Origin of the sequence: Alkalihalobacterium alkalinitrilicum (assembly GCF_002019605.1) — a bacterium.
Classification (GTDB): domain Bacteria; phylum Bacillota; class Bacilli; order Bacillales; family Bacillaceae_F; genus Alkalihalobacterium; species Alkalihalobacterium alkalinitrilicum.
In genome coordinates this window covers 4,470,756-4,494,381 of sequence record NZ_KV917368.1, presented here as the reverse complement: position 1 = coordinate 4,494,381, position 23,626 = coordinate 4,470,756, and the positions used below count along the sequence as shown (strand labels likewise).

The 23,626-nt window shown below is 37.9% G+C and carries 21 protein-coding genes, 1 riboswitch and 1 other annotated feature; of the genes, 8 read left to right on the top strand and 13 right to left on the bottom strand.

Features of this window, described 5'->3' with window-relative positions; all coding sequences use genetic code 11:
• Window positions 1-25: 25 nt before the first annotated feature.
• The 4 genes from BK574_RS21795 to BK574_RS21780 form a co-directional block, all read right to left on the bottom strand.
• Window positions 26-1,381, bottom strand: coding sequence for a hypothetical protein (locus BK574_RS21795; protein ID WP_078430081.1), 1,356 nt, complete (start codon window positions 1,379-1,381; stop codon window positions 26-28).
• 366 nt (window positions 1,382-1,747) lie between these two features.
• Window positions 1,748-3,364: a long-chain fatty acid--CoA ligase gene (locus BK574_RS21790; protein ID WP_078430080.1), complete on the bottom strand. Its 1,617-nt coding sequence runs from the start codon at window positions 3,362-3,364 to the stop codon at window positions 1,748-1,750.
• 485 nt (window positions 3,365-3,849) lie between these two features.
• On the bottom strand, window positions 3,850-6,270 hold the full coding sequence (gene leuS, locus BK574_RS21785; protein WP_078430079.1) for a leucine--tRNA ligase: 2,421 nt from the start codon (window positions 6,268-6,270) through the stop codon (window positions 3,850-3,852).
• A gap of 228 nt (window positions 6,271-6,498) precedes the next feature.
• Window positions 6,499-6,734: a binding site (T-box leader), on the bottom strand.
• A 118-nt stretch (window positions 6,735-6,852) separates the two neighbouring features.
• Window positions 6,853-8,067: an MDR family MFS transporter gene (locus tag BK574_RS21780; RefSeq protein ID WP_078430078.1), complete on the bottom strand. Its 1,215-nt coding sequence runs from the start codon at window positions 8,065-8,067 to the stop codon at window positions 6,853-6,855.
• Window positions 8,068-8,225: 158 nt separating this feature from the next.
• On the opposite strand from BK574_RS21780, the gene mnmL reads away from it, so the two are divergent.
• The 4 genes from mnmL to BK574_RS27700 all read left to right on the top strand — a co-directional run bounded on the left by mnmL (window position 8,226) and on the right by BK574_RS27700 (window position 10,636).
• Entirely contained in the window at window positions 8,226-9,194 is a 969-nt protein-coding gene (gene mnmL, locus BK574_RS21775; RefSeq protein ID WP_078430077.1) for a tRNA modification radical SAM protein MnmL/YtqA, read from the top strand.
• Window positions 9,191-9,763: a tRNA 5-(aminomethyl)-2-thiouridylate-methyltransferase MnmM gene (gene mnmM / locus BK574_RS21770; RefSeq protein ID WP_078430076.1), complete on the top strand. Its 573-nt coding sequence runs from the start codon at window positions 9,191-9,193 to the stop codon at window positions 9,761-9,763. The genes mnmL and mnmM overlap by 4 nt, the downstream gene beginning before the upstream one ends.
• Window positions 9,764-9,888: 125 nt before the next feature.
• Window positions 9,889-10,464, top strand: a complete 576-nt coding sequence (locus BK574_RS21765; protein ID WP_075388370.1) for a beta-class carbonic anhydrase — start codon at window positions 9,889-9,891, stop codon at window positions 10,462-10,464.
• Window positions 10,457-10,636 carry a hypothetical protein gene (locus BK574_RS27700; protein WP_078430075.1) on the top strand — a complete coding sequence of 60 codons (180 nt, stop codon included), beginning with the start codon at window positions 10,457-10,459 and terminating at the stop codon, window positions 10,634-10,636. Before BK574_RS21765 ends, BK574_RS27700 begins: the two co-directional genes overlap by 8 nt.
• Window positions 10,637-10,732: 96 nt before the next feature.
• Here BK574_RS27700 and BK574_RS21755 read toward each other — a convergent pair whose 3' ends face one another.
• Together BK574_RS21755 and BK574_RS21750 are read right to left on the bottom strand one after the other, a co-directional pair.
• Window positions 10,733-11,785: a tetraprenyl-beta-curcumene synthase family protein gene (locus tag BK574_RS21755; RefSeq protein WP_075388369.1), complete on the bottom strand. Its 1,053-nt coding sequence runs from the start codon at window positions 11,783-11,785 to the stop codon at window positions 10,733-10,735.
• A 183-nt stretch (window positions 11,786-11,968) separates the two neighbouring features.
• Window positions 11,969-12,751: an alpha/beta hydrolase gene (locus tag BK574_RS21750; RefSeq protein WP_078430074.1), complete on the bottom strand. Its 783-nt coding sequence runs from the start codon at window positions 12,749-12,751 to the stop codon at window positions 11,969-11,971.
• A gap of 160 nt (window positions 12,752-12,911) precedes the next feature.
• On the opposite strand from BK574_RS21750, the gene BK574_RS21745 reads away from it, so the two are divergent.
• Complete coding sequence (locus BK574_RS21745; RefSeq protein WP_075388367.1) at window positions 12,912-13,427, top strand: gamma carbonic anhydrase; 516 nt, start codon at window positions 12,912-12,914, stop codon at window positions 13,425-13,427.
• 184 nt (window positions 13,428-13,611) lie between these two features.
• Here BK574_RS21745 and BK574_RS21740 read toward each other — a convergent pair whose 3' ends face one another.
• Window positions 13,612-13,893, bottom strand: a complete 282-nt coding sequence (locus BK574_RS21740) for a hypothetical protein (protein WP_075388366.1) — start codon at window positions 13,891-13,893, stop codon at window positions 13,612-13,614.
• 318 nt (window positions 13,894-14,211) lie between these two features.
• Here BK574_RS21740 and BK574_RS21735 point away from each other — a divergent pair, with 318 nt between their 5' ends.
• Together BK574_RS21735 and BK574_RS21730 are read left to right on the top strand one after the other, a co-directional pair.
• Window positions 14,212-14,766 carry a phosphatase PAP2 family protein gene (locus BK574_RS21735; protein ID WP_078430073.1) on the top strand — a complete coding sequence of 185 codons (555 nt, stop codon included), beginning with the start codon at window positions 14,212-14,214 and terminating at the stop codon, window positions 14,764-14,766.
• Between the two features lie 10 nt (window positions 14,767-14,776).
• Window positions 14,777-15,937: a glycosyltransferase family 4 protein gene (locus tag BK574_RS21730; RefSeq protein WP_075388364.1), complete on the top strand. Its 1,161-nt coding sequence runs from the start codon at window positions 14,777-14,779 to the stop codon at window positions 15,935-15,937.
• A 130-nt stretch (window positions 15,938-16,067) separates the two neighbouring features.
• Here the strand turns inward: BK574_RS21730 and metK are convergent, their stop codons facing one another.
• Window positions 16,068-17,273: a methionine adenosyltransferase gene (gene metK / locus BK574_RS21725; protein WP_075388363.1), complete on the bottom strand. Its 1,206-nt coding sequence runs from the start codon at window positions 17,271-17,273 to the stop codon at window positions 16,068-16,070.
• A gap of 189 nt (window positions 17,274-17,462) precedes the next feature.
• A riboswitch (SAM riboswitch) is annotated at window positions 17,463-17,573 on the bottom strand.
• Between the two features lie 377 nt (window positions 17,574-17,950).
• On the bottom strand, window positions 17,951-18,274 hold the full coding sequence (locus tag BK574_RS21720) for a hypothetical protein (protein WP_075388362.1): 324 nt from the start codon (window positions 18,272-18,274) through the stop codon (window positions 17,951-17,953).
• Between the two features lie 430 nt (window positions 18,275-18,704).
• Here BK574_RS21720 and pckA point away from each other — a divergent pair, with 430 nt between their 5' ends.
• Entirely contained in the window at window positions 18,705-20,288 is a 1,584-nt protein-coding gene (gene pckA, locus BK574_RS21715) for a phosphoenolpyruvate carboxykinase (ATP) (protein ID WP_075388361.1), read from the top strand.
• Window positions 20,289-20,329: 41 nt separating this feature from the next.
• Here the strand turns inward: pckA and BK574_RS21710 are convergent, their stop codons facing one another.
• The 4 genes from BK574_RS21710 to BK574_RS21695 all read right to left on the bottom strand — a co-directional run bounded on the left by BK574_RS21710 (window position 20,330) and on the right by BK574_RS21695 (window position 23,561).
• Window positions 20,330-21,130, bottom strand: a complete 801-nt coding sequence (locus BK574_RS21710) for an alpha/beta hydrolase family protein (RefSeq protein ID WP_078430072.1) — start codon at window positions 21,128-21,130, stop codon at window positions 20,330-20,332.
• An 80-nt stretch (window positions 21,131-21,210) separates the two neighbouring features.
• Window positions 21,211-21,714: an RNA deprotection pyrophosphohydrolase gene (gene ytkD / locus BK574_RS21705; RefSeq protein WP_078430071.1), complete on the bottom strand. Its 504-nt coding sequence runs from the start codon at window positions 21,712-21,714 to the stop codon at window positions 21,211-21,213.
• A 30-nt stretch (window positions 21,715-21,744) separates the two neighbouring features.
• Entirely contained in the window at window positions 21,745-22,941 is a 1,197-nt protein-coding gene (locus BK574_RS21700) for a bacillibactin exporter BcbE (RefSeq protein WP_078430070.1), read from the bottom strand.
• Between the two features lie 89 nt (window positions 22,942-23,030).
• Window positions 23,031-23,561: a YwpF family protein gene (locus tag BK574_RS21695; protein WP_158211719.1), complete on the bottom strand. Its 531-nt coding sequence runs from the start codon at window positions 23,559-23,561 to the stop codon at window positions 23,031-23,033.
• Window positions 23,562-23,626: the final 65 nt, after the last annotated feature.

The following is a 23,626-nucleotide window of genomic DNA, read 5'->3' as shown; positions in this document are numbered from 1 at the left end:
TAATCACCTTTTCTCATTAGATTTTTTATGCTGATTTTTCTTCAGTTTCTTCTGTTTCTGTTTGTTTTGGCTCTCTACCAATTAATATGAAGTATAAGATAATACCAGCTCCTATACCCCATGCTGGACCTTGAACAGCAGTTAAAAGTCCAACCGCTAGTACTAAACCTCTTGAAACGTTGTTACTAACCATTGACATCGCAACGTAAGCACAAGCAAAACCTGTTAAAAGTAGAGTAAGAGATAATGCTACTGGTAGTAGTGGGATCATGATACCAATAATTGGTGTAAAGAAAGCTAATGGTAATGACAACCAATACCAGTTTACTGGTCCTGAATAAATCGTGTCTAATGCTTTTTTACTCTTTTTATAACGTTCAAGAATATAAACTTGGATACCAGTCCACATTGGCCCATGTAATGGGATCATTGCACCACCTGTAAATAATTGTCCAAGGTTACGGATAACTAGCGCATAGTGTGTACGTGTGTGGTTAACATCGATCTTCTCATCAGGCCTAGATTTTGAAGCATCTTTTAATAATGTATCTGCTACAAGGAGATCACCGAAGACGAGAATATAAACCATAATCGCAATCGGAATTGCTGCCACAATCATCGACCACGAAGGTAATCCTACCCCCCAAGGTGACGTTGCTGCTAATAACTCACCAAATTGCGGAACAAAAATGCCCCATTCGATATTGAATGTTAACTCTCCAGAAATGATACCTGCGATACTCGCAGCAATAAATCCCATCAATATTGCATTTGCCGAAATGATTACTTTCATTTTTGTGTTGGGTAGCTTATTAAACGGAATAGAGAACATTATTATTAAAACAACAATCCACGATGTAATTAAAGTTACTGGTAAAGTTTGAACACGATTCAACTCGGACTGAAATGCTGCTATTGCAGCCCCCATGATGATACCTGCCTTTAGTGTCGTAGGTATGCTCCTGTTAAACCTCTCTCCCAAACCAGTTAGACCAAAGAACAAGAATAAAGTGACGACAACTAAGGTGACTGCTATCATCGCCTGCGCTGCTTCAGCCCCAGGGGTAAATCCTCCTAAGAACACTAAGATTAACGGTAAGGCTGGGGTAATCCAACCCGCAGCATATGCATCACCGAATAAGAAGGATTGCGTCCATACCCAGAAAAGTTGGATCGCTACAATCGACCATGCTACTTCAAAAGGAATATCAAAATATTGCATCATTAGAGGGACAAGTGCTCCCCCTGTCGCTAAAGATAATAAACCACCCTGAATAACTTCAGGCCATGTTACTGGCACATGTACACCAGGTAACCTCAAAGTAAACGGACCCCATTTTACCCCTGGTTGTATACCACCGTATTCGCGTTTTTTCGCCATGTTAAACCTCCTTTATGTAATTAAAACGCTTCCAATTTAATAAAGACATAGAGTAAAACTTCTGTTGATTTAGTTGTTACTGAGGCCTACACGATGTAGTTCACACAGACGTTACCACAGGACGTGGCAACGTCTGTGTTCCTTCGTCCCCCACTTACCCTTCTTTGATTCCTCGAAGTCTTGAAGTGAGGCGATTACTGCCAGTTGATGTAGGGTAAAATTTTCAGTAAACGATTTCAAATAAGAATGAGGGGAAGTAAATTCCCATAAACTTTTGTTGACTGACGTGTGTAATTTTGCAATAAATACTTCTAATCTAGAATTCTTAAAAAAGTTCTCTTTTAAACTCTTTACTAACTTGATTGATTAAGAGACAATCATTCTATCTTGAAGTTGACTACGCAACTCGCGTTTTAAGAACTTCCCTACAGTAGTTTTCGGAATTTCATCAATAAATAGAACTTTATCAGGAAGCCACCATTTTGCAAATTTAGGTGTTAAAAATTGAATGATATCTTCTTCTGTTACTTTGCCTTCGAACTCTGGCTTTAATACGACACATGCTACAGGTCGCTCCACCCACTTCTCACTTGGTACAGCTACAACTGCCGCTTCAAATACTCCTTCGTGTGCCATTAATGCATTTTCTAAGTCGACCGATGAAATCCATTCTCCACCGCTCTTAATTAGGTCTTTTGTGCGATCAACAAGTTTGAGAGTTCCTTCTTCATCAATGGTTGCAATATCGCCAGTATGAAGCCAGCCATCTTTAAATGTATCTATACTTCTTTCATCTTTATAATAGCTATCCGCGATCCAATTCCCTCTTAATAGAAGTTCTCCCATGTCTTGTCCATTCCACTTGACTGGTCCATTTTCATTCACAACTTTCATATCGACTCCTGGGACAAATAACCCTTGTTTAGAGCGTATTTCAAGTTTTTCATCGTTGCTAAGTGTTTGTTGATAACTTTTCAAACGAGAGATCGCTACGATTGGCGTTGTTTCTGTCATACCATATGCATGAATAAACGGTATACCATACTCTTCTTCATACTTTTGTATCATCGACATCGGTGCCGCAGATCCCCCACAAACAACAGCTCTTAAGCTACTCATATCACGTTTCTCTTTTTCTAGTATATTTAGAACACCAAGCCAAATTGTTGGTACACCTGCTGTAATTGTAACCCGTTCTTTCTCAATAAGATCTGTGATAACTTCAGGGGTAAAATTCGGCCCTGGTAACACTTGCTGTGTTCCAAACCATGTAGCCGCATACGGTAATCCCCATGCGTTAACATGGAACATTGGAACGATCGGCATACAAACATCATTTTCAGATATTGCCATTGTGTCTGCATTGCCAAGCATCATACTATGTAAAGTTAATGACCGGTGACTATAAATGACTCCTTTTGGATTTCCTGTTGTTGCGGAAGTATAGCACATACCTGCTGGAGCATTTTCGTCAATATCTTTTCTAAATTGAAAATCCTTGTCACCTTGCGCGATAAGTTCTTCATACGAATAGAGAGGTTCTAAAGTCGTTTCTGGAAGCTCTTCTTTATCCGTCATTAACACAAAGGCTTCAACTGTCTTTAACTCATCCTTAACACTTTCTATAATCGGCAATAAATCCTCATCAATAATTAAAATTCGATCGTTTGCATGATTAATAATATATGAGATATGTTCTTCAGATAGCCGAATATTCACCATATGCAGAACTGCACCTATACTCGGAACTGCAAAATAGGTTTCAAGGTGGCGATGTTGATTCCAAGCAAACGTCGCAACTTTATCACCCTCTTTAACCCCTAATCTTTCAAGTGAACTTGCCAGCCTCCGAGTTCGTTCACCAATTTCTTTATAACTTAATCGATGAATTTTTGATAACGTCCTTGATACTACACCCTTCTTAGGAAAAACTTTCTCCGCTCTCTCTAGCATTGAACTTATTGTTAGCGGTACATTCATCATATTAATCGCCCTCCCCTTCAGTACATTTCAGAAGACCGATTGCTCGGTCGGTTAATATGAATTTTATGAAAACTCTTACAAAATGTCAACAAAAACGACACAATTAGACAAAATATTTTTATTTTTCTATCTAATTTAACTTGAAAATTCACGCTAGTACACCATTCTCTATCTTGTTAACTTTAATGTCACACTATTTTATTTGAATAATGAATTCTTTCACATTAAGCACTAGAACTAAAGTTATTCACATGTTGTGGATAATTAAACTCACAAAGTGTGAACAAAAAATAAGTATTATTACTAGACTTTTTTTCCTTTTTTCTATATATGTGGATAAATAACCTTATTATCCACAGACTTATACACATTACTAACATTCATCAACAAGTTTAAACTTGTTGATGAATGTTAGTATAATAAAATGAAAATGAGTGAGACATTATTGAACAATAACGTCTCACTCATTACGTAGCTATACCATTTTAATTTGCAACGATATTAACAAGCTTTCCAGGAACAGCAATTACTTTTCTAATGGTTTTCCCATTTGTCGCTTCTTTTACTTTTTCATCTGATTGCGCTAGTTCTTCCATTTGCTCTTTACTTGCCTCTTTTGGAATGACTAACTTCGCTTTAACTTTTCCATTTACTTGAACAACGATTTCAATCTCATCTTCAACTAAATATTTTTCGTCGTATGTAGGCCAAGCCTCATACGCAAGTGTTTCCTGATGCCCAAGTTTATGCCATAGTTCTTCAGCTAAATGAGGAGCTACAGGAGCAATTAATTTCACGAAGCCTTCCATTAAAGACTTAGGAAGTTGTTCTTGCTTATATGCTTCATTAATGAAGACCATTAACTGAGAAATTCCGACATTAAAGCGTAACCCTTCAAAATCTTCGCTTACTTTTTTCACGGTTTGATGGTACGTACGCGTTAATCCTTCAGAACCCGCTTCATCCGTAATCATTGAGTTTAGTTCACCGCTTGCTTCATCAATGAACAAACGATAAATACGATCTAAGAAGCGACGCGCCCCATCCAAACCATTCTCTGACCATGCAATTGAAGCATCAAGTGGTCCCATAAACATCTCATACAAACGAAGAGTATCAGCGCCATGACTGTCAATAATATCGTCTGGGTTCACGACATTCCCTTTCGATTTACTCATTTTTTCATTATTTTCACCAAGAATCATCCCTTGGTTAAATAGCTTTTGGAACGGTTCTTTCGTTGGAACGACACCGATATCGTATAAAACTTTATGCCAGAATCGTGCATATAACAAGTGAAGGACTGCATGCTCTGCTCCGCCGATGTAAATATCAACTGGCAGCCAATGTTTAATCTTTTCTGGGTCAGCAAGCTTTTCACTATTTTTCGGATCAATATAACGTAAGTAGTACCAGCAGCTACCCGCCCATTGCGGCATTGTATTCGTTTCGCGTCGTCCTTTTTTCCCAGTATCTGGACAAACGACTTCTAACCAGTCTGTTGCGTTAGCAAGAGGTGATTCTCCTGTTCCAGACGGTTTAATTTCATCCATTTCAGGAAGAATTAACGGCAACTCTTGTTCAGCTACAGGCGTCATCGTTCCATCTTCCCAATGAATAATTGGAATAGGTTCACCCCAATAGCGTTGGCGACTAAACAACCAATCACGAAGACGATACGTAATTTTTTTCGTACCTTTACTTTCGACTTCAAGCCACTCAAGCATTTTCGCAATCGCATCTTCTTTATTTAAACCATCGAGAAAACCTGAGTTCACATGATGACCGTCACCTGTGTAGGCCTCTTCCTCAATGTTTCCACCAGCAACTACTTCTTTAATTTCAAGATTAAACTCTTTAGCAAACTCATAGTCTCTTTCGTCATGCGCAGGAACAGCCATGATCGCCCCTGTACCATAACTTACTAGTACATAATCAGCAATCCAAATCGGAATCTTCTCGCCATTCACTGGGTTGATGGCATACGCCCCAGTAAATACCCCTGTTTTTTCTTTCGATAACTCAGTACGCTCGAGATCACTTTTCGTTGCAACTTTTTTCTTATACGTTTCAATCGCTTCTTTTTGTTCATCTGTTGTGATTTGATCAATGAGTTTATGTTCTGGAGCTAACACCATATACGTTGCCCCAAATAACGTATCAGGGCGAGTCGTAAACACCGTAATCGCCTCATCAAAACCATCAATCATGAAGCTGACTTCTGCACCTTCTGATTTGCCGATCCAATTACGCTGCATATCTTTAATACTTTCAGGCCAGTCAAGCTCCTCTAAGTCCTCCAATAAGCGGTCCGCATATTTTGTAATTCTTAATACCCATTGCTTCATTGGACGTCGTTCTACAGGATGCCCACCACGTTCACTTTTTCCATCGATCACTTCTTCATTTGCTAATACAGTGCCTAATGCAGGACACCAGTTTACTGCAACTTCATCAACATAAGCTAAACCTTTATTATATAATTGGATGAAAATCCACTGTGTCCACTTATAATAATCAGGATCCGTCGTATCAACTTCACGATCCCAATCATATGAAAAACCAAGCGCTTTAATTTGTCTACGGAAGTTATCAATATTTTGTTGTGTGAAATCTCTCGGGTGTTTTCCCGTATCTAATGCATATTGTTCAGCTGGAAGACCAAAAGCATCCCAACCCATTGGATGAAGAACATTGTAGCCTTGCATCCGTTTCATCCTTGATAAAATATCCGTTGCCGTATATCCTTCAGGATGCCCAACGTGCAGACCTGCTCCTGAAGGGTAAGGAAACATATCTAAAGCATAAAATTTCTTTTTTTCTAACTCATCTACCGTTTTAAATGTTTTATTCTCTTCCCAATATTGTTGCCACTTCTTCTCGATTGCTTGATGTTGAAAAGACATTCTTTTTCCTCCTATTGATGGTTTATTAATATGTAATGGTTTAGTTCAATTTATTTTATAGACCAGTTTCGCTAAATCCACTGATCCTCCAGTCTATGACGCCATCAGCATCAACATATTCTTGAGTGTTTTGATAGACAAAGGCAACTGGAGAGCTGAAAAAAGTTAAACATCAGCTGTAAACTACCATATGACTCAATAAAAAAACCTCCCACCCCTAGCGTTATCGTTAGGGACGAGAGGTTGTTCACAATTGTAAAAATTCCCGCGGTACCACCCAAATTAGCATAAACAACAGATTTATACTCACTTTAGTAACCTTAACGCGGTATACGGCAGCAGCTACTAATCGTTCACTTCTGCAACTTTAAGGCGAGTTCGTGGGTATCATCGATTGACTTTCACCAACCGTCAATTCTCTAATTACGAGATACTTCACTACTATTCCTCTTCATCGTTATTAGCATGTGTAAAATTGTGAGAAAAATGATTAAAGTTATATTTGCTATTGTATGAACTTGTCGATTTTCTGTCAAGACCATTATTACCAATTTCCACTAAAAAAATACTATTTTTTTCAACTTAAGGTTGAAACGTTTGGTTGGTTGCATGTTCTTGAACTGATTTTGGTTGTTTCAACACACGGTCATACAAAGCTGTCGAAACGAAGGCCACAAAGAAAAGGATCATAATTGCATAGAATAACGTAACCATGCCAAAAGCTTCAGCAATTAGTCCGCCAATAAAAGGACCAACCATTCTTCCACCCGTAGCAACGCTATTCACAACCCCTTGATAAAATCCAGCCTTCCCTTCAGGAGCGAGCTTATGTGCAATTGTAGGGATCGCTGGCCAGATAAACATTTCACCAATCGTTAAAATGACCATTGCAGCAATGAACATCGAAAAAACTTGTGCCTGCGACAGCACAAAGAACGAAAATATAAATATAACTAATCCCGTATAGATTTGCGACTTTAACGTATGCACCCATTTACGAACAATAAAAGCAATTATCGGCTGACACAACACAATCATCGCGCCATTAATCGTCCACAGCACACTATATTGAGTTAGTGAAATTCCTAACTGTTGCGTATACACAGAAATATTCGACTGCCATTGAACATATGCGACCCAACAAATAAAATATCCTATAAGAACAATAAGTAATGCGATAAATGGTCGACTAAGCGAAAAATGCCTTTTTTGTTCAAATACATTTGAAGTAGCTTGTGATATTGATTTTTCCGCTTCGATTTTTCGAAATCCAATGACTGCCAGCAAAAGGAATAAACAATAAACGATTCCATTTGAAATAAAAATATAGTCCATTTTAATAGAAGCAACTACTCCAGCAAGCGCTGTCCCTAAAGCGACTCCTACATTTTGTGCAACATACATCGCGTTAAACGCTTTTCTACCACCTTCTGGCCATGCAGTACCTGCCATCGCATAAAGAGCAGGAAACGTCATCCCTGCCCCAAACCCAATGCCAACTAGAAGGGCGACATACCACAGAAATGTATGATTATAAGCAAGCACAAATGCACTGATGATTGTAATCGCAATCCCGTATATGATCGTTTTATAACCACCAATTCGGTCAAATAAGGCTCCTCCAATTAGATTTCCAATCACTCCTGCCCCAGCATTCATCATTAGAACGATGCCTGCAACCGATAAAGATTGACCTAACTCTTGATGTAAATAAATCGTATTTAAAGGCCAGATGAATGATGCACCTGTTACATTGATAACCATACCAATAACAAGCAACCAAATTGCTTTAGGCATACATAATTCTCCTCTTATTTCGTCTCTCTAAAAAAATAGTAAAAGAAGACACTAGAATTAGCAATGCTTTTTCATTACCATCTTGAAGCGTTCGAGTTTCTTTTCCGTTTATGATAGTATTAATAGGTAAACTTACAACCAATAAAGGTGATTAATATATGGAAATAAAACAACCTGAAACTGTTCCATTACGCTATGGAGATAAGCGATATCATTCTTGGAATTTTCATTTAAGACAACAGTTCGGTGAGAAAGTATTTAAAGTTCCCCTTGATGCTGGCTTTGACTGCCCCAACCGTGATGGCCAAGTCGCAAGTGGTGGCTGCACATTTTGTAGTGAGCGCGGATCTGGTGATTTTGCGGGAGACCGGAAAGACGATTTAGTCACACAGTTTCATACGATCAAAGATCGGATGCATCGAAAGTGGAAGAGTGGTAAATATATTGGGTATTTTCAAGCGTATAGTAATACGTACGCACCCGTGAATGAGCTTCGTGAAATGTATGAAGTGATCTTAAAACAAGAAGGGGTTGTCGGGCTTTCAATCGCAACACGTCCTGATTGCTTACCTGATGACGTAGTGGAATACTTAGCTGAATTAAACGAGCGTACGTATCTGTGGGTTGAGCTTGGTTTACAAACCGTACATGAACGAACCGCCCTTCTCATCAATCGCGCTCATGACTATCAATGTTATGTGGATGGGGTAAATAAGCTAAGAAAACACGGAATCCGAGTCTGTTCGCACATAATTAACGGACTCCCATTAGAGACAACTGAAATGATGAAACAAACGGTCGAAGAAGTAACGAAGTTAGACATCCAAGGAATTAAAATCCACCTTCTTCACCTCATGAAGAAAACTCCGATGGTGAAACAGTATGAAAAAGGACTTGTTCAATTTATGGACTTTAATGAATACGTAAACCTTGTTGTGGATCAACTTGAGATGCTTCCTCCTCATGTGGTCATTCATCGTTTAACAGGCGACGGACCAGCAGATATGGTCATCGGTCCCATGTGGAGCTTAAAAAAATGGGATGTGCTCAATGCCATCGAAGCAGAACTTAACCGTCGCGACACATGGCAAGGAAAGTTTTACCGAAAGGAAGTTGGAATGGAATGAAACTAGATGGTATTCTTCCTTATACTCGTATTCTATTAGAAAAAGCTATCAACAGCGGGGATATTGCGATTGATTGCACAGCAGGAAACGGACATGATACATCCTTTTTAGCTAATCGAGTGGGTGAAAATGGCCACGTCTACTCTTTTGACATCCAAAAAACAGCCATCGAAAAAACAACCAAGAGAATTCGTGAACAAGAGCTACTCAATCGAGTAACGTTGTTCCATAAAAGTCACGATCAATTAACAAAATGCATCCCTGCACACCATCAAGGAATGATTAAAGGAGCCATTTTTAATTTAGGCTATTTACCTGGTGGCGATAAAGAAATTGTAACAACACCTCATTCAACATTATCCGCAATTGAACAACTTATCGAAATGTTGGACGTAGGAGGTATTATTGTTCTTGTGATCTATCACGGACATGATCAAGGGAAGTTCGAAAAAGAAGCTGTTGTAAGATATGCTGAACAGTTGAATCAAGAGAAAACCCATGTGCTTAAATACGAATTTATTAATCAAAAAAATAATCCCCCTTTTATTGTGGCCATAGAAAAAAGATAATTTTAACTATTCTGAAGTTAATTTTCTTGACAAGATGACATAGGTTCCTTAAAACTATAGTAAACATAGAAAAATAACATACGCTAATTAAAGACCATCTAAATCAATTGGTGGGGGGAGAAACTATGACAATATTACAGACAATTCTTAATTACAACGACACGTTTGTAAAAGAAAAAAAGTACGAAGAATATCAGACGACGAAATTCCCAAATAAAAAGTTAGTCATTTTATCTTGTATGGATACTCGCTTGACTGAACTACTTCCTCGTGCGATGAATTTAAAAAACGGTGACGCAAAAATCATTAAAAATGCAGGTGCTGTCATTAGTCACCCGTTTGGTAGTATTATGAGAAGTATCATTGTCGCTTTGTACGAACTGCAAGCTCAAGAAGTGTGTATCGTTGGTCACCACGGCTGTGGAATGGCTGGCCTAAAATCGTCTAGCATTTTATCCAAAGCTGAAGACCGTGGGGTTTCAATGGAAAAAGTAGAAACTGTCTCTTTTGCAGGAGTCAATATCAATGATTGGCTCAACGGTTTTTCGAAAGTAGAAGAAAGTGTCATGCATGGTGTTCAAATGGTAAAAAAGCATCCTCTTTTACCACCTAATACACCCGTACACGGATTAGTTATCTGTCCCGAAACAGGAAAGTTAGATATTGTCGTGAACGGCTATGAATCTACTATACATGTTTAAAAACCGTACGATAACTGGGAAAATTATAGGATTTAGTGGGTTTTTGATTTTTTTAGTAGGCATGTTTTTCTTAATTGGAGCAATCGAAGGACCATTACCGAATACATTATTAATTGTTGGCGTAATAGGTATCTTATCCTCTAATTTTTTCAGAATTAAAAAGGGAGAGTAAGGGATAATCCTTTACTCTCCTTTTCTCGTTTACTCCAACACGAAGATGAGGTGTTCTTTTCGAAGCATTCTTTTTAATAGTAGGTCGTGCTCAGCTCTACTTTCGTCGATAGACCCAGCTATTAATGTAAAAGAAAAACGTTGATAATCCACCGAAGCGAATAAACTTTTTTGCTGTTTCTTTGACTTTCTTTTGCCCTTGGACTTTCTCATCTGCTAAATAAATCGCTACTAAACCTTTATTAATTAAATAATGAAAATTTCGATTCGGAAGTTGATCAATACTATGTTCGGCTTTTTTTACAAAATGCCGAAAACGATCTATCATCTCTTCTTCACTTTGATAATAAAAACAAAAGTTCAAATCTCCTCCAACTCGATCTTCTTCCTGGTCGATAAAGTAGTCTAGTAATATATGTAAGCCTTGCACGTATGGAAAATATCCATTTTTTACACGTTTGACGGTTACTTCCGTTAAAGTTTCATCGGTTGCATAGGCAGCTAAACAAAAAATACCTAAAGTCGACCCTGCACAAGCTGAAAACTCATACCAAGTCATTTCAGGTAGATTTTCCCGATGATTCTCAAACCATTCTTCAAGTAAGCGTACTCGGTCTTCTTCTTTTACGTGTTTAAACACTTGGAGATCACAATAAAACTGACATAGTTCACGCATGGAAAGTTGTACCTTTTGAAAGGACGGCAAAGTAGTTAATACAGCTTGACATGTGTTGACTAAACTATTTAAATATCCCCCATCATCCTGCTCGTCTCGAAAGCGATAATAGTTTACTGGTTCAGCTCCCGGGGTTAATGCATGAAGCATCGCCTCATGTAGCGCCCGAAAATCTTCTGGATCTAGAGAAGTACTGCGATCACACAAATTATCTAAATAATCGCTAATTGTTTGGTATGCAACGATAAATTTTATAATGTTAGCCGCTTCATTTCCTGCTAGTAGTCCATAAATTCCTCCACCTTCACAGTGAAATGTCTTCGTCTTTATACTCATTAACGCTTGTTTTCTTAATTCAGGGTCAGGGATTGCCTCAGCTTTCATTTGCCAAAAATCTAAAAATTGGTGAACCGTCGGAATTACCTTCCGATAAATACTATACATTAACGTCCAAGGTTGACTAGGTACTTTCAAAAGTAAACCACCTCACCCTTCTATTATTCAATAGTAGTACCTTATCACAAACTAAATTTTTATCCAAACTTGCTTGTTAAAGTTCATCATACGAATCAAAAAGCACACCATTTATCGCCGAAAATGAATAGTTATTCTTTATTCTTTAATAGTTTAAAATTTCCTAAAATAAAAAACTTCACCTTATGTTAGATGAAGTTCGACAAATGTTTTGGCATAACGAAATACATCGTCTCGTTCAGGTTCATTAAAGAGTTCATGGAAGAGTCCATCCCACTCCTTGAACCATTTTTCACTCGTTTGTAACTGATCAAACCAAAACTTAGCCGCTTCACTATTCACGATGCGGTCATCACCTGCTTGAAGTAGAAGAAGTGGAACATTTGGAAAATCACTCACGTTTCTTTTAGCCAGGGTCATTGCCTTCAAGATTTCTTGATACCACCGTAACGATACTTTCGTTACTCGGAGTTCATCTATTAAATAAGCTTCTCTTATTTCTTCATTTCTGGTAACAAGATGGGTTTTTAAACCAGATGGAGCGGTGACGCTAGGTAATAGTCTGTGTAATGCTTTCGATGCCATCGTCTTATATTTAGGTGGTTCTTCTGCTAATTTCAATAAAGGTGATGATAAAATGACTCCATGTATTTCCATCCTTTTCTCCATTAACGTACGAATGGAAATGAGTCCACCCATACTATGCCCTATTAAATAAACAGGTAAACCATACAATGCAGCTTCTTTATACCACTCATAGACTGTTTCAATATATTGATTAAATGAATCAATATGTCCACGCTTTCCTCTTGTTTTACCTTGACCAGGTAAATCACCCATGACAATATGAAATCCAGCTTGTTGCCACTGTTTTCTTAACCAACCATATCTTCCGTGATGTTCTCCAGCTCCGTGAATGATAACAATAACGCCCTTTGGCTGTTGGCTACATTCCCATTTCCACATAATAATCCCCTTTCTATCTATTTTTTTCCCCTAATATTTGCTAAACTAAACGTAGTAAATTAGGCAATGATGTTGCTTCTTATATTTATGTCAGAATCTAAAGACATTGTCATCTAAATTGATTTATCCGTTTTTTCACCTTGAAAGGAGCTGTTCACTTTTGATTTATCCTTATAATAACAAAACACCTGATATAGCAGAGTCAGCATTTATTGCAGATTTTGTTACAATTACAGGAGATGTACAAATTGGAGAAAAGACAAGCATTTGGTTTAACACCGTTATACGTGGAGATGTAGCCCCTACTATTATAGGAGATCGTGTGAATGTCCAAGATAATTCCGTCCTTCACCAAAGTCCAAATAATCCACTTATCCTTGAAGATGACGTCACAGTAGGTCACCAAGTAATATTACATAGTTGTATTCTTCGTAAAAACGCCCTTATTGGAATGGGGTCCATCGTGCTTGATGGTGCAGAAGTTGGTGAAGGAGCTTTTATTGGTGCAGGTAGTCTTGTCCCACAAGGAAAAGTTATTCCACCAAACAGTCTTGCTTTTGGGCGCCCTGCAAAAGTTGTTCGTGAATTAACAGAAGAAGACCGTAAAGATATGGCACGAATTCGCAGAGAATACGTGGAAAAAGGACAATACTATAAAAGTTTACAATCCAAATAACGTGAGATGCTTTAGCCAAACCACATAACTGTATGAGTCGTATATATTTTATTAGCTAAGAGCTTAAAGGATTTAATAGCCATCATTATTGAGTAAGACCCGCATGATCCCATGCGGGTCACTCTTATATTTATTTTTCTGATATTAAAGCTACTATTTTATTATTCTCCAGCAGCAAGCGTATTCAGCATCGCCCAAAATCTTGGTTCTGCTCCTTCAGCTGCTTCCTTTCCAGGTACAAACATTGTAAATGAGAATAATTTAAATCACTAACTGTTAGATGAGCGACTCCCTTTTCCATTTCTCCTTCAACTTCACATTCTAATTCCTTCATTTCTGGTATGAAGACCATTTCTTCATCATCATCAGGAACCTCTGAATTCACAGCTGGTGTTTCGACTACTTCACCATTATCAGGCGTATCGATTGGTTCTTCTTCTCCTGTACCATCATTTATTTGTTCCACATGCTGCTAAGCTACCGATAAGTACAGCCGATATTAATATTACTTTTACTTTTTTCATGATAATTCCCCCCAAACAAAAATAACATTAATTAGCAGATAGACCTATTAGGAAATCCCCTGATAATGCGAGGGCGAAACCACCATATCTAAAACCCCTGAAATAAAACATGAAAATTTTGTAGAAAATCTTTTAGCTCCATTTACAAAACTTAAAAAAACTTAAAAATTCCTTCATATTTATATAACACTACATGGTTACAATTTGGTTAACAACTCTCAAAAGTGCCATTGGCAACTTCCTTGAAAAGAGGTTTTCGTATGGAAAGATCAAAACAATGGTTTTATCAGACTGATTGTAGCTTGTTTTATTTGATTAACGAGAAAAGCCAGTCCAAAATTTCATTTTTAGTCATGTCGTACCTTACTCACTTAGGCGGAGCCACTTTTACAGTCGGTATAACAATTCTTCTTTGTTTGCTCCTGTCTGGTCCAATGAAAGGATTAGCTTTAGCAGCTGCCTTAGCTTTAACGTTCAGTCACATTCTCGTTGTCATTTTTAAGAAAGGATATCGTCGAAAACGACCTTATCTTGTGTTGCCAAACACTTACGTTGTTGATAACCGATTTAAAGATCATTCCTTTCCTTCGGGCCATACAACAGCAATTTTCTCAGTTGCCACACCGTTTATTCTTTTCAACCCCTGGCTTTCTTTTCTATTGTTACCTATCGCTTTGTTAGTAGGGGTATCTAGAATTTTTCTCGGGCTTCACTATCCTTCAGATGTCATCGTTGGTGCTATTCTGGGCTTCAGTAGTGCCCTTCTATCTACGGTTGTATTTAGCTATTGGTTTATCGAATTAGGAATGGCGTAGGAGGTTCCATATGAAAATCGCGTTATTTACCGATACATTTGCTCCTCAAGTAAATGGTGTAGCTCGCACCCTACAACGACTTGTTCATCATTTTGAACACCGTAAAGTCCCTTATCAGCTATTTGTTCCTGAAACAATACAGCAAACTGATGTATACTCCCATCATATTCACTCGTTTTTCAGTTTGCCTTTTTTCCTATATCCTGAATGTCGCATGGCTCTTCCTAATCCGTTTACTATTCGACAACAGATCGATGCTTTTAAACCTGACCTCATTCATATTACTACTCCATTTAATATCGGACTCAGTGGCCTTCACTATGGGAAAAAGCTAAACATTCCAATGGTTGGTTCTTACCACACCCACTTTGATCATTATTTAAAATATTATAAACTTACCTTTATGTCCGAAGGGCTATGGAAGTTTATGAAATGGTTTTATTCACACTTTAATATGACCTTTGTTCCTTCAAAAGAAACGAAAGCTCATTTAGTAAGACGTGGATTTACAAATATCGACTTATGGACTCGAGGAGTCGATTGTTTTCAATTTAGTCCAAAGCATAAAGATACGAGCTTATATGAACGATTTAATATTAAAAAGAAATATGTACTGCTTTTTGTTGGCAGAATGGCGCCCGAAAAAGACTTAGAGACGTTGCAGGCAGTCATGGAGCAACTCCCAGAAAGAATAAAAAATGAAGTCCATTGGATTTATGTAGGAGATGGACCACTTCTACAAGAATACAAAGAGAACTTCACACAAAACATTACATTTACAGGCTATCTAGCTGGTTCTGAACTAGCTTCAATTTATGCTCTAGCTGACCTATTTGTTTTCCCTTCAACAACAGAAACCTTTGGGAATGTCGTCTTAGAAGCACTAGCTTCTGGAACGCCAGCAATTGTAGCTAATGCCGGTGGCGTTACTGAGATTGTTACTCATGAACAAACTGGAATTATCTGCGAAGCAAAAAGTCCCACATCTTTCATTTCAGCGATTGAAAGGCTACTATCTGATGAAATTCTTCGCTTACAAATGGGGTATGAAGCGAGGAAGTACGCTCGGTCTCAATCATGGGAAACGATATTTGACAACTTACTTTTACAATATGAAAAAGCATATAGTATGTCTCATTCCGATATGAAACTGGTTTCTTCCCATCATTAAAAGTTAGAAAAGACATCCATTACCACCAAAAATGATGAAAGTCGATGTCTTTTCTGTACTTGTTCCTTTAGCAAAAAAACTTCTTTAAAATGCAAAAAAGGAGTAGGGTCTCCCACTCCTTTTTAGCTTATTATTTTGAAGCTTCTGTTCGTAACAGTTCTGCTTTGTCCGTTTGCTCCCAAGGTAAATCAATATCATTTCGTCCAAAATGTCCATAAGCAGCTGTTTGCTTATAAATTGGACGACGTAGATTTAACATATTAATAATGCCTGCTGGACGAAGGTCAAAGTGCTTTCTTACAAGACTCACTAACACTTCCTCTGATACTTTTCCTGTACCAAAAGTATCAACAGCAATAGATACAGGTTGTGCTACACCAATCGCATAAGCTAGCTGTACTTCACAACGATCTGCTAAACCAGCAGCTACGATGTTTTTCGCTACATAACGAGCCGCATACGCTCCAGAACGGTCCACTTTTGTTGGATCTTTTCCTGAGAATGCTCCACCACCGTGACGAGCATAACCGCCGTACGTATCAACGATAATTTTTCTTCCTGTTAATCCAGCGTCCCCTTGAGGTCCACCGATCACGAAGCGACCTGTAGGGTTAATAAAGTATTTTGTTTCCTCATCAATTAAATGAGCTGGAACCACTGGTTTGATTACATACTCTTTAATATTTCGTTGAATTTGCTCTAATGTTACTTCAGGATGATGTTGAGTAGAAATAACGATTGTATCAATACGGGCTGGCTTTCCATTTTCATCGTATTCTACCGTAACTTGCGTTTTTCCATCTGGACGTAAATATGGAAGAACTTCATCTTTACGAACTTCGGTTAAACGACGTGACAATTTATGTGCTAACGAAATTGGAAGTGGCATTAATTCAACCGTTTCATTATCAGCATAACCAAACATTAACCCTTGGTCTCCTGCACCAATTGCTTCAATTTCTTGGTCCGTCATCTGACCTTCACGCGCCTCAAGTGCTTGATTAACCCCTTGAGCAATATCAGCAGATTGCTCATCAATGGAAGTAAGAACGGCACACGTCTCTGAATCAAACCCATACTTCGCACGAGTATAACCAATATTTTTAATTGTTTCACGAACGATCTTCGGGATATCAACGTATGTACTTGTCGTAATTTCTCCAGCTACTAATACTAAACCCGTATTGACTGAAGTTTCACAAGCTACACGAGCATTCGCATCATTTTTTAAAATGGCGTCTAAAATCGCATCAGAAATTTGGTCACAGATTTTATCAGGATGCCCTTCTGTCACCGACTCAGAGGTGAATAGGCGACGACTTTTCTTTTCTACCATTAAACAGTATCCTCCTTTTTCACATTTTAGAGGAAATTCTATTCCTTCTACGGGTAGTCTTCCCTTAAAATGTGTTAAATATTGATACGGCACTCATTCCCTCACCCTAGTGAGTATAAATTTAAGACATATATAGTCATAAAAACCCCTTTCCTCATGAGGAAAAGGGTTAGACATATCACCTTTAACCTCTTATCTTTCAAAGCATAAGCTTTGCAGGTTAGCACCTTTTCACCTTTTTTAATGGTGTTGGTTGCTGGGTTTCTTCGGGCCTGTCCCTCCACCGACTCGGGATAAGAGTATCCGTTCGCGTCATATCATAACTTACAAAGTAATCGTTGTCAACTATTGCCTGTTGACAGTAGAAAGTCTCAATTAGTAAAACACATTTATCCTTAACAATAGCAAAATTAGATGATTATTCATTTTAAGTACAAAGAAAAGCGAAGTCGCCTGTTTAGCTCCGACCAGCAAATGTTCTGGCAGGCTAAAGTTCGCTCTTTAACTTTTGTCCTGATAGGTTATTTGTCCTCGAGGAGCTGGCGACTGCAGCTAGACAAAAAAAGTCCTCTTTACTAGGACCATTAAGATGCGATATTCCAATATTTTATTTTGCCATGCCGTGATCAACTCTTTTATAGAAGCATTGGCCTCTAAGTTAGAGCGAGAACCTTGTTTTAATACGGTGTATTTTGGTTCTGATTTCGCTTTCGTTCTTCTTCTTCTCTAACTTCTTCCCGAAGCTGCATGCGTAATAACTCATTTTGGTTATCTCGTGGTTTCACCTGACTATAAACCCCGCTCGCCGTTAAACCGATGATTAACGCAACTAATAATTCATTTCCCCATTCTTTAGGAATAAACCATAATACACACGCGACACCAATCGCTAATAACGCTCGATACTTCTTATCAATATTAAAGGCATTTCCGACAACAGTTACTAATGCAGCAACAACAGCTGAAACGGTCGCGAGGTCCAACATTGAAATACTGTCCACCGCAAACCCCTCCTTCCTACTTTATGCTATGCAAATAACTAAAAATGGGTACTGAACAGATTTACCTTATTATTTGGCTTTCTACATGTTGATTTTGGCACATCGCGCGAAAGTTTGGACACCCGAATGAAATATAAGCTATCCAGTATTAACATTGAACATTATCAAAACCTATGAATTTTAAGTATTCTAAAGTCCGTAATAAGAAACCTATTTAATAGGAAAAAAGGCAACACCAATGTATAAACATCCTTTTAATAGCACGTTATTAATTTAGACACATAATTTTTCAACTTATTTGCACACAAATTGAAATAATAGTATAGACTATTTAATAAAATGTGTTATACTAATTTCAACATAAAAAATTAATTATTAATCCTTACAAACATAGTGGATAAAATATAAAAAAGAGAGGGTTTTGTGACCAATGAGTACAATTAGCTTCGCTACTGAATTAGAGCATATTTTACAAGGAGAAAATGTTCATTTAGACCTTCCTGTTTCTAAATTAGTCGAAAGGTCACTAATGAGAAATGAAGGGGTACTAACTTCTGCAGGAGCATTAAGTGTTGCTACTGGTAAATATACTGGACGCTCACCTAAAGATAAATTTATCGTAAAAGAAGAATCTGTAAAAGATAAAATCGACTGGGGTTCTGTTAACCAACCGATCGAAAAAGAGGTTTTCACTAAATTATACAACAAAGTAATGAATTACTTAAAAGAAAAAGAAGAATTATTTGTTTTTCGTGGTTTTGCAGGTGCAGATAAAAGCTACCGTCTTCCAATTCAAGTTATTAATGAATACGCTTGGCATAACCTTTTCGCAAAACAATTATTTATTCGCCCTACTCAAGAAGAATTACAAACTCACGATTCAGAATTCACTGTAATCTCTGCGCCAAACTTTAAAGCAGATCCTGAAATTGACGGAACTCGTTCTGAAACGTTTATTATCGTTTCATTCGAAGAGAGAGTTGTTTTAATTGGTGGTACTGAATATGCTGGCGAAATGAAGAAATCGGTCTTCTCAATCATGAATTACTTGTTACCAGAACAAGATGTGCTTTCTATGCACTGTTCAGCGAATGCTGGTAAAGAAGGCGACGTTGCTTTATTCTTCGGACTTTCTGGCACAGGAAAAACAACGTTATCTGCGGATCCTAACCGTCATTTAATTGGTGATGATGAGCACGGCTGGTCTAACAACGGTGTATTTAATGTTGAAGGCGGCTGCTATGCTAAGTGTGTAAACTTATCTTATGAAAAAGAGCCACAAATTTGGGATGCAATTCGTTTCGGAGCTGTTTTAGAAAATGTAGTACTCGATGACAAAACTGGAAATCCAGACTATGATGATACATCATTAACGGAAAATACACGTGTCGCTTATCCTTTAGAGTCTATTCCTAATACATTAATGCCGAGCATTGCTGGACACCCTAATACTATCATTTTCTTAACTGCTGATGCGTTTGGTGTATTACCTCCAATCAGTAAATTAACAAAAGAACAAGCAATGTACCATTTCTTATCAGGTTACACTAGTAAACTAGCAGGAACTGAGCGTGGAGTAACAGAGCCTGAAGCAACGTTCTCAACTTGTTTCGGCGCACCATTCCTTCCACTACCAGCACATCGTTATGCGGAAATGCTTGGTGAAAAAATTTCTCAGCATGATGCACAAGTTTACCTTGTAAACACGGGTTGGTCTGCAGGTCCTTACGGTGTAGGTAAACGTATGAACCTAGCTTACACTCGTGCTATGATCCAAGCTGCACTTCAAGGGGAGTTAAACTCAGCGGAATTCTCTGTTGACCCGATTTTCGGTTTAAATGTACCTGTTCATTGCCCTGGAGTACCAGATGAAGTGCTTCAGCCTAAGTTAACTTGGGAAAATGGTGAAGAATACGACCAAAAGGCACAAGAACTTGCGAGCAAATTCAAAGAAAACTTCGAGAAATTCAATAACGTTTCTAATGAAATTAAAAGTGCTGGTCCACTAGTATAAGGTGGAATACAAAAAGGAGTCTGACATTTGTCAGGCTCCTTTTATTTATTCTCGCTGACAGGTGGTTGTCTCTTCATCCACTCCGTTAACTTCACGACTATATTTCGATTGTACGGTTCTGGAAAATAGTGATTAAACTCTTCATAATACCAGGTCTCTACTATTTTCCCCTTTCTTTTCAGGTTAGCTTCAAGTTGATACCCATGTTCAATTGACACATGCTCGTCCTGTTTCCCGTGTATGATTAAAACTGGACTTTGGATATGTTCACTTTCATTAAGAGGAGTTCTCCAATGATACCGATCGGGAAATTTAGTTGGAGTCCCTATGACCCGCTTCATCATGCGACGTAAATCCACTCGCTCTTCATATGTAAGTTCCATATTAGAAACACCATTCCAACATACAACAGATCTAACTTTCCGAACAGCAATTGCGGTTAACAATGCCATCACACCTCCACGAGAAAACCCAAACAAATGGATGTCATTTTTCTTTACGAGTGGATGACGGTGTAATACCCAAAACGCATTAAACGCATCATTTCGGTCATGCCCCGCAAAATCCTCTTGTCCTTCTCCGCCTTTATTCCCACGGTAAAACGGTGCAAAAACAATAAACCCTTCTGCTGAAAATTGAATTACTCTTGCTATCCGTGGCATACCAACATTTTTAATACCGCCTCTTAAATATAAAAAACCAGGCAGTTTCTCATCTGTTTCTGGTTCAGCTAAATATCCTTTGACTTTTAAACCGTCACTTATATAAGTCGCAAAATAAAGTCTTATCCTAGGATGAGGGGAAGGTAAACGTTCCTTTTTTATCAGGTCACCATCTTTCATTCTTACTTTCCCTCCTCTCAGGGACTATCGTATTGTGATTGACTTCGACAAAATGTAAGTTTTTTTTAGTCCAACTACATTTATTCATCCATATGCCCTGCTACAGTCGGCCATTTTTCAATTATATGTTCTAATGATCGTTCGACCACTTGGTCCTTCATAATAAAACTAAAGCGCCGATCCTCTTTTATATTTTTAGGGAAATTACTCATTAAAACGGGCCCTTCTGTTTCTAAATAATCCTGTTTCTCTATCATTTGATCAACAATGCCGAAATAAATACCTTTTACAAATTCTCCCTCAGGGTCATTAACCTTATATTGCCCTACGAAGTGTAGCTCTTTTAATGTTGCACCTGCTTCTTCATACAGCTCACGCTTTGCCGCATTTTCCACTGTTTCCCCCAGCTCCACCTTACCACCTGGAAATTCAATTCCACGCAAAGGGTGCTTGATAAATAACCACTGATTTTCAAAGTAAGATATGACTAAAACATGTTTCGGACGTAAAGTAAACGAATTAGTTTCGAAACTTAATTCGACGAGATACCCTCTTTCATCTTTAAAAGTGATCGTCTTCCCCATTGCATTCTCCCCAACCCGAATGATTTTTATCTACTCATCTTCTGACGGATTAATTGCGACAAAAGCCGTAATTAAAGCGCCGATGCATACAAGTGTATTTGTAAAAAATAATAAGAAATGAGATGCCTTCATAAGGACAGCAAAGATAGGTGGCCCTAAGGCGACCCCAACAAATCGCATACTACTATAGATCGATGTAATTGTCCCTCTTTGTGCCTTCTCGATTCCTTCAGTAACTAGCGCGTCTAAACTTGGTAATGCGATCCCAATACCGATCCCACTGGCAAACAATGCTGTTAAAAGAACATAAATATCTTTTGAAAACGAAATTGAAAAAACAGAAACGGTTAGCAAAGCAATACCAACAACTGTCATCCACTTCATTTTGATCTTTTCCTCACCTATTCCTTTACCAGTTATATAGGAAGAAAGACACAAAGCAGCTAATGGGATCGCTAATATAATCCCTTTTTTTACACCATCAATTCCATGTTGTTCCTCTAACATTGTTGATAAATAAAAGAGAACACCGAAGATAACAAACATACAAATACAGCCTATTAAAAAGATCGCATATAACCAGCGACCTTCATTTTTAAATATTCTCTTTATAGAATGCAGAAAGTCTTTAAATGAAAGAGGTTTTTCAGTCTTTTTTGGTGTTTCCACAAGAAACACCATTAATAAAATTGAAATAAAACAAAACACTGGAAAAGCAAAAAAAGGCATAAACCAAACCCAACTAGCTAAAAGTGCCCCTAAGATTGGACTTAGTACTTTTCCAAATGTATTCGATGTTTCAATTACTCCTAAACCTTCACTTACTTCACTTTCCTGCCGAAAGATGTCACCGACTAACGGCATTACAATCGGTGAAGCACCAGCTGCACCTAAGCCTTGAAGTAAACGACCAAAAATAATGACTGTATAAGGACTTTCGATTTGCCAAGAAGCAAACCCTGAAATTAAGCCCCCTACCCCTGCAATAATTAAACTTGGGATAATGACTTTCTTACGACCAAAACGATCAGACAAATAACCTGCAATTGGAATACAAATAATTGCGATAACCGAGTACACTGTAATAATCATACTTACCTGGAGCGCTGATATGTTTAATTCCTTCTCAATAGCAGGTAATACTGGAATTAACATCGAATTTCCAAGTGTCATAACTAAAGGGATGGAGGCTATGGAGACTAAATCCCATGTCTTTTTTTCTTCCATCACAATTCCCCCCAAAGTCCAATCAATAGTTGTAGTATAAATCATCGCCGTTTTTCTATACGTTGGATTATCTGGGAGGTGTTTTCCAATTATATTTTATTTTTGTCGTTTTCTTCCGTGTTCGTGGTCTTATTAAAGACTAAACCTTGATCCGCCTCTACTTGCTTGTATACATTTTCTACTACTTTTTGCACATTTTCTCCACGACGTGCTTTTCTTATTTTAAACTCTTGAAGTAAATCTTTACCCGTTAGCCCTTCATCAATGATACTTTCCAAAATGACATCAATAATATCATCTTTTCTAATCACCATTAAACCATCGAGTAGTATGCTTACTTTATCTGACAGATGAGTAATCTTACGAATTTTTGTTACCATCGTTGCTGGATAATTATTTTCACTAGTTATGACAGCTTCAATTATCAATTTTCCATTTTCTTTGTCACATTTTTCAAAAATCCCAACCTTATCAGTGTTAATAACGGCGTCAATCAGCCACTTCTTCTCATGGTCTTCCATATCTATAATAAGACCATCTTGTATAGGTATTTCGATTTGGCTGACCCCCTTTTCATGGGGTTGCAACACTTGAAGTGAAAATAATCGATAGGTTTTCACCACATCCACCTCCATCATTCTTCGATTTCCTACCTATCATTAAAACATATATTTCATTGCGATGC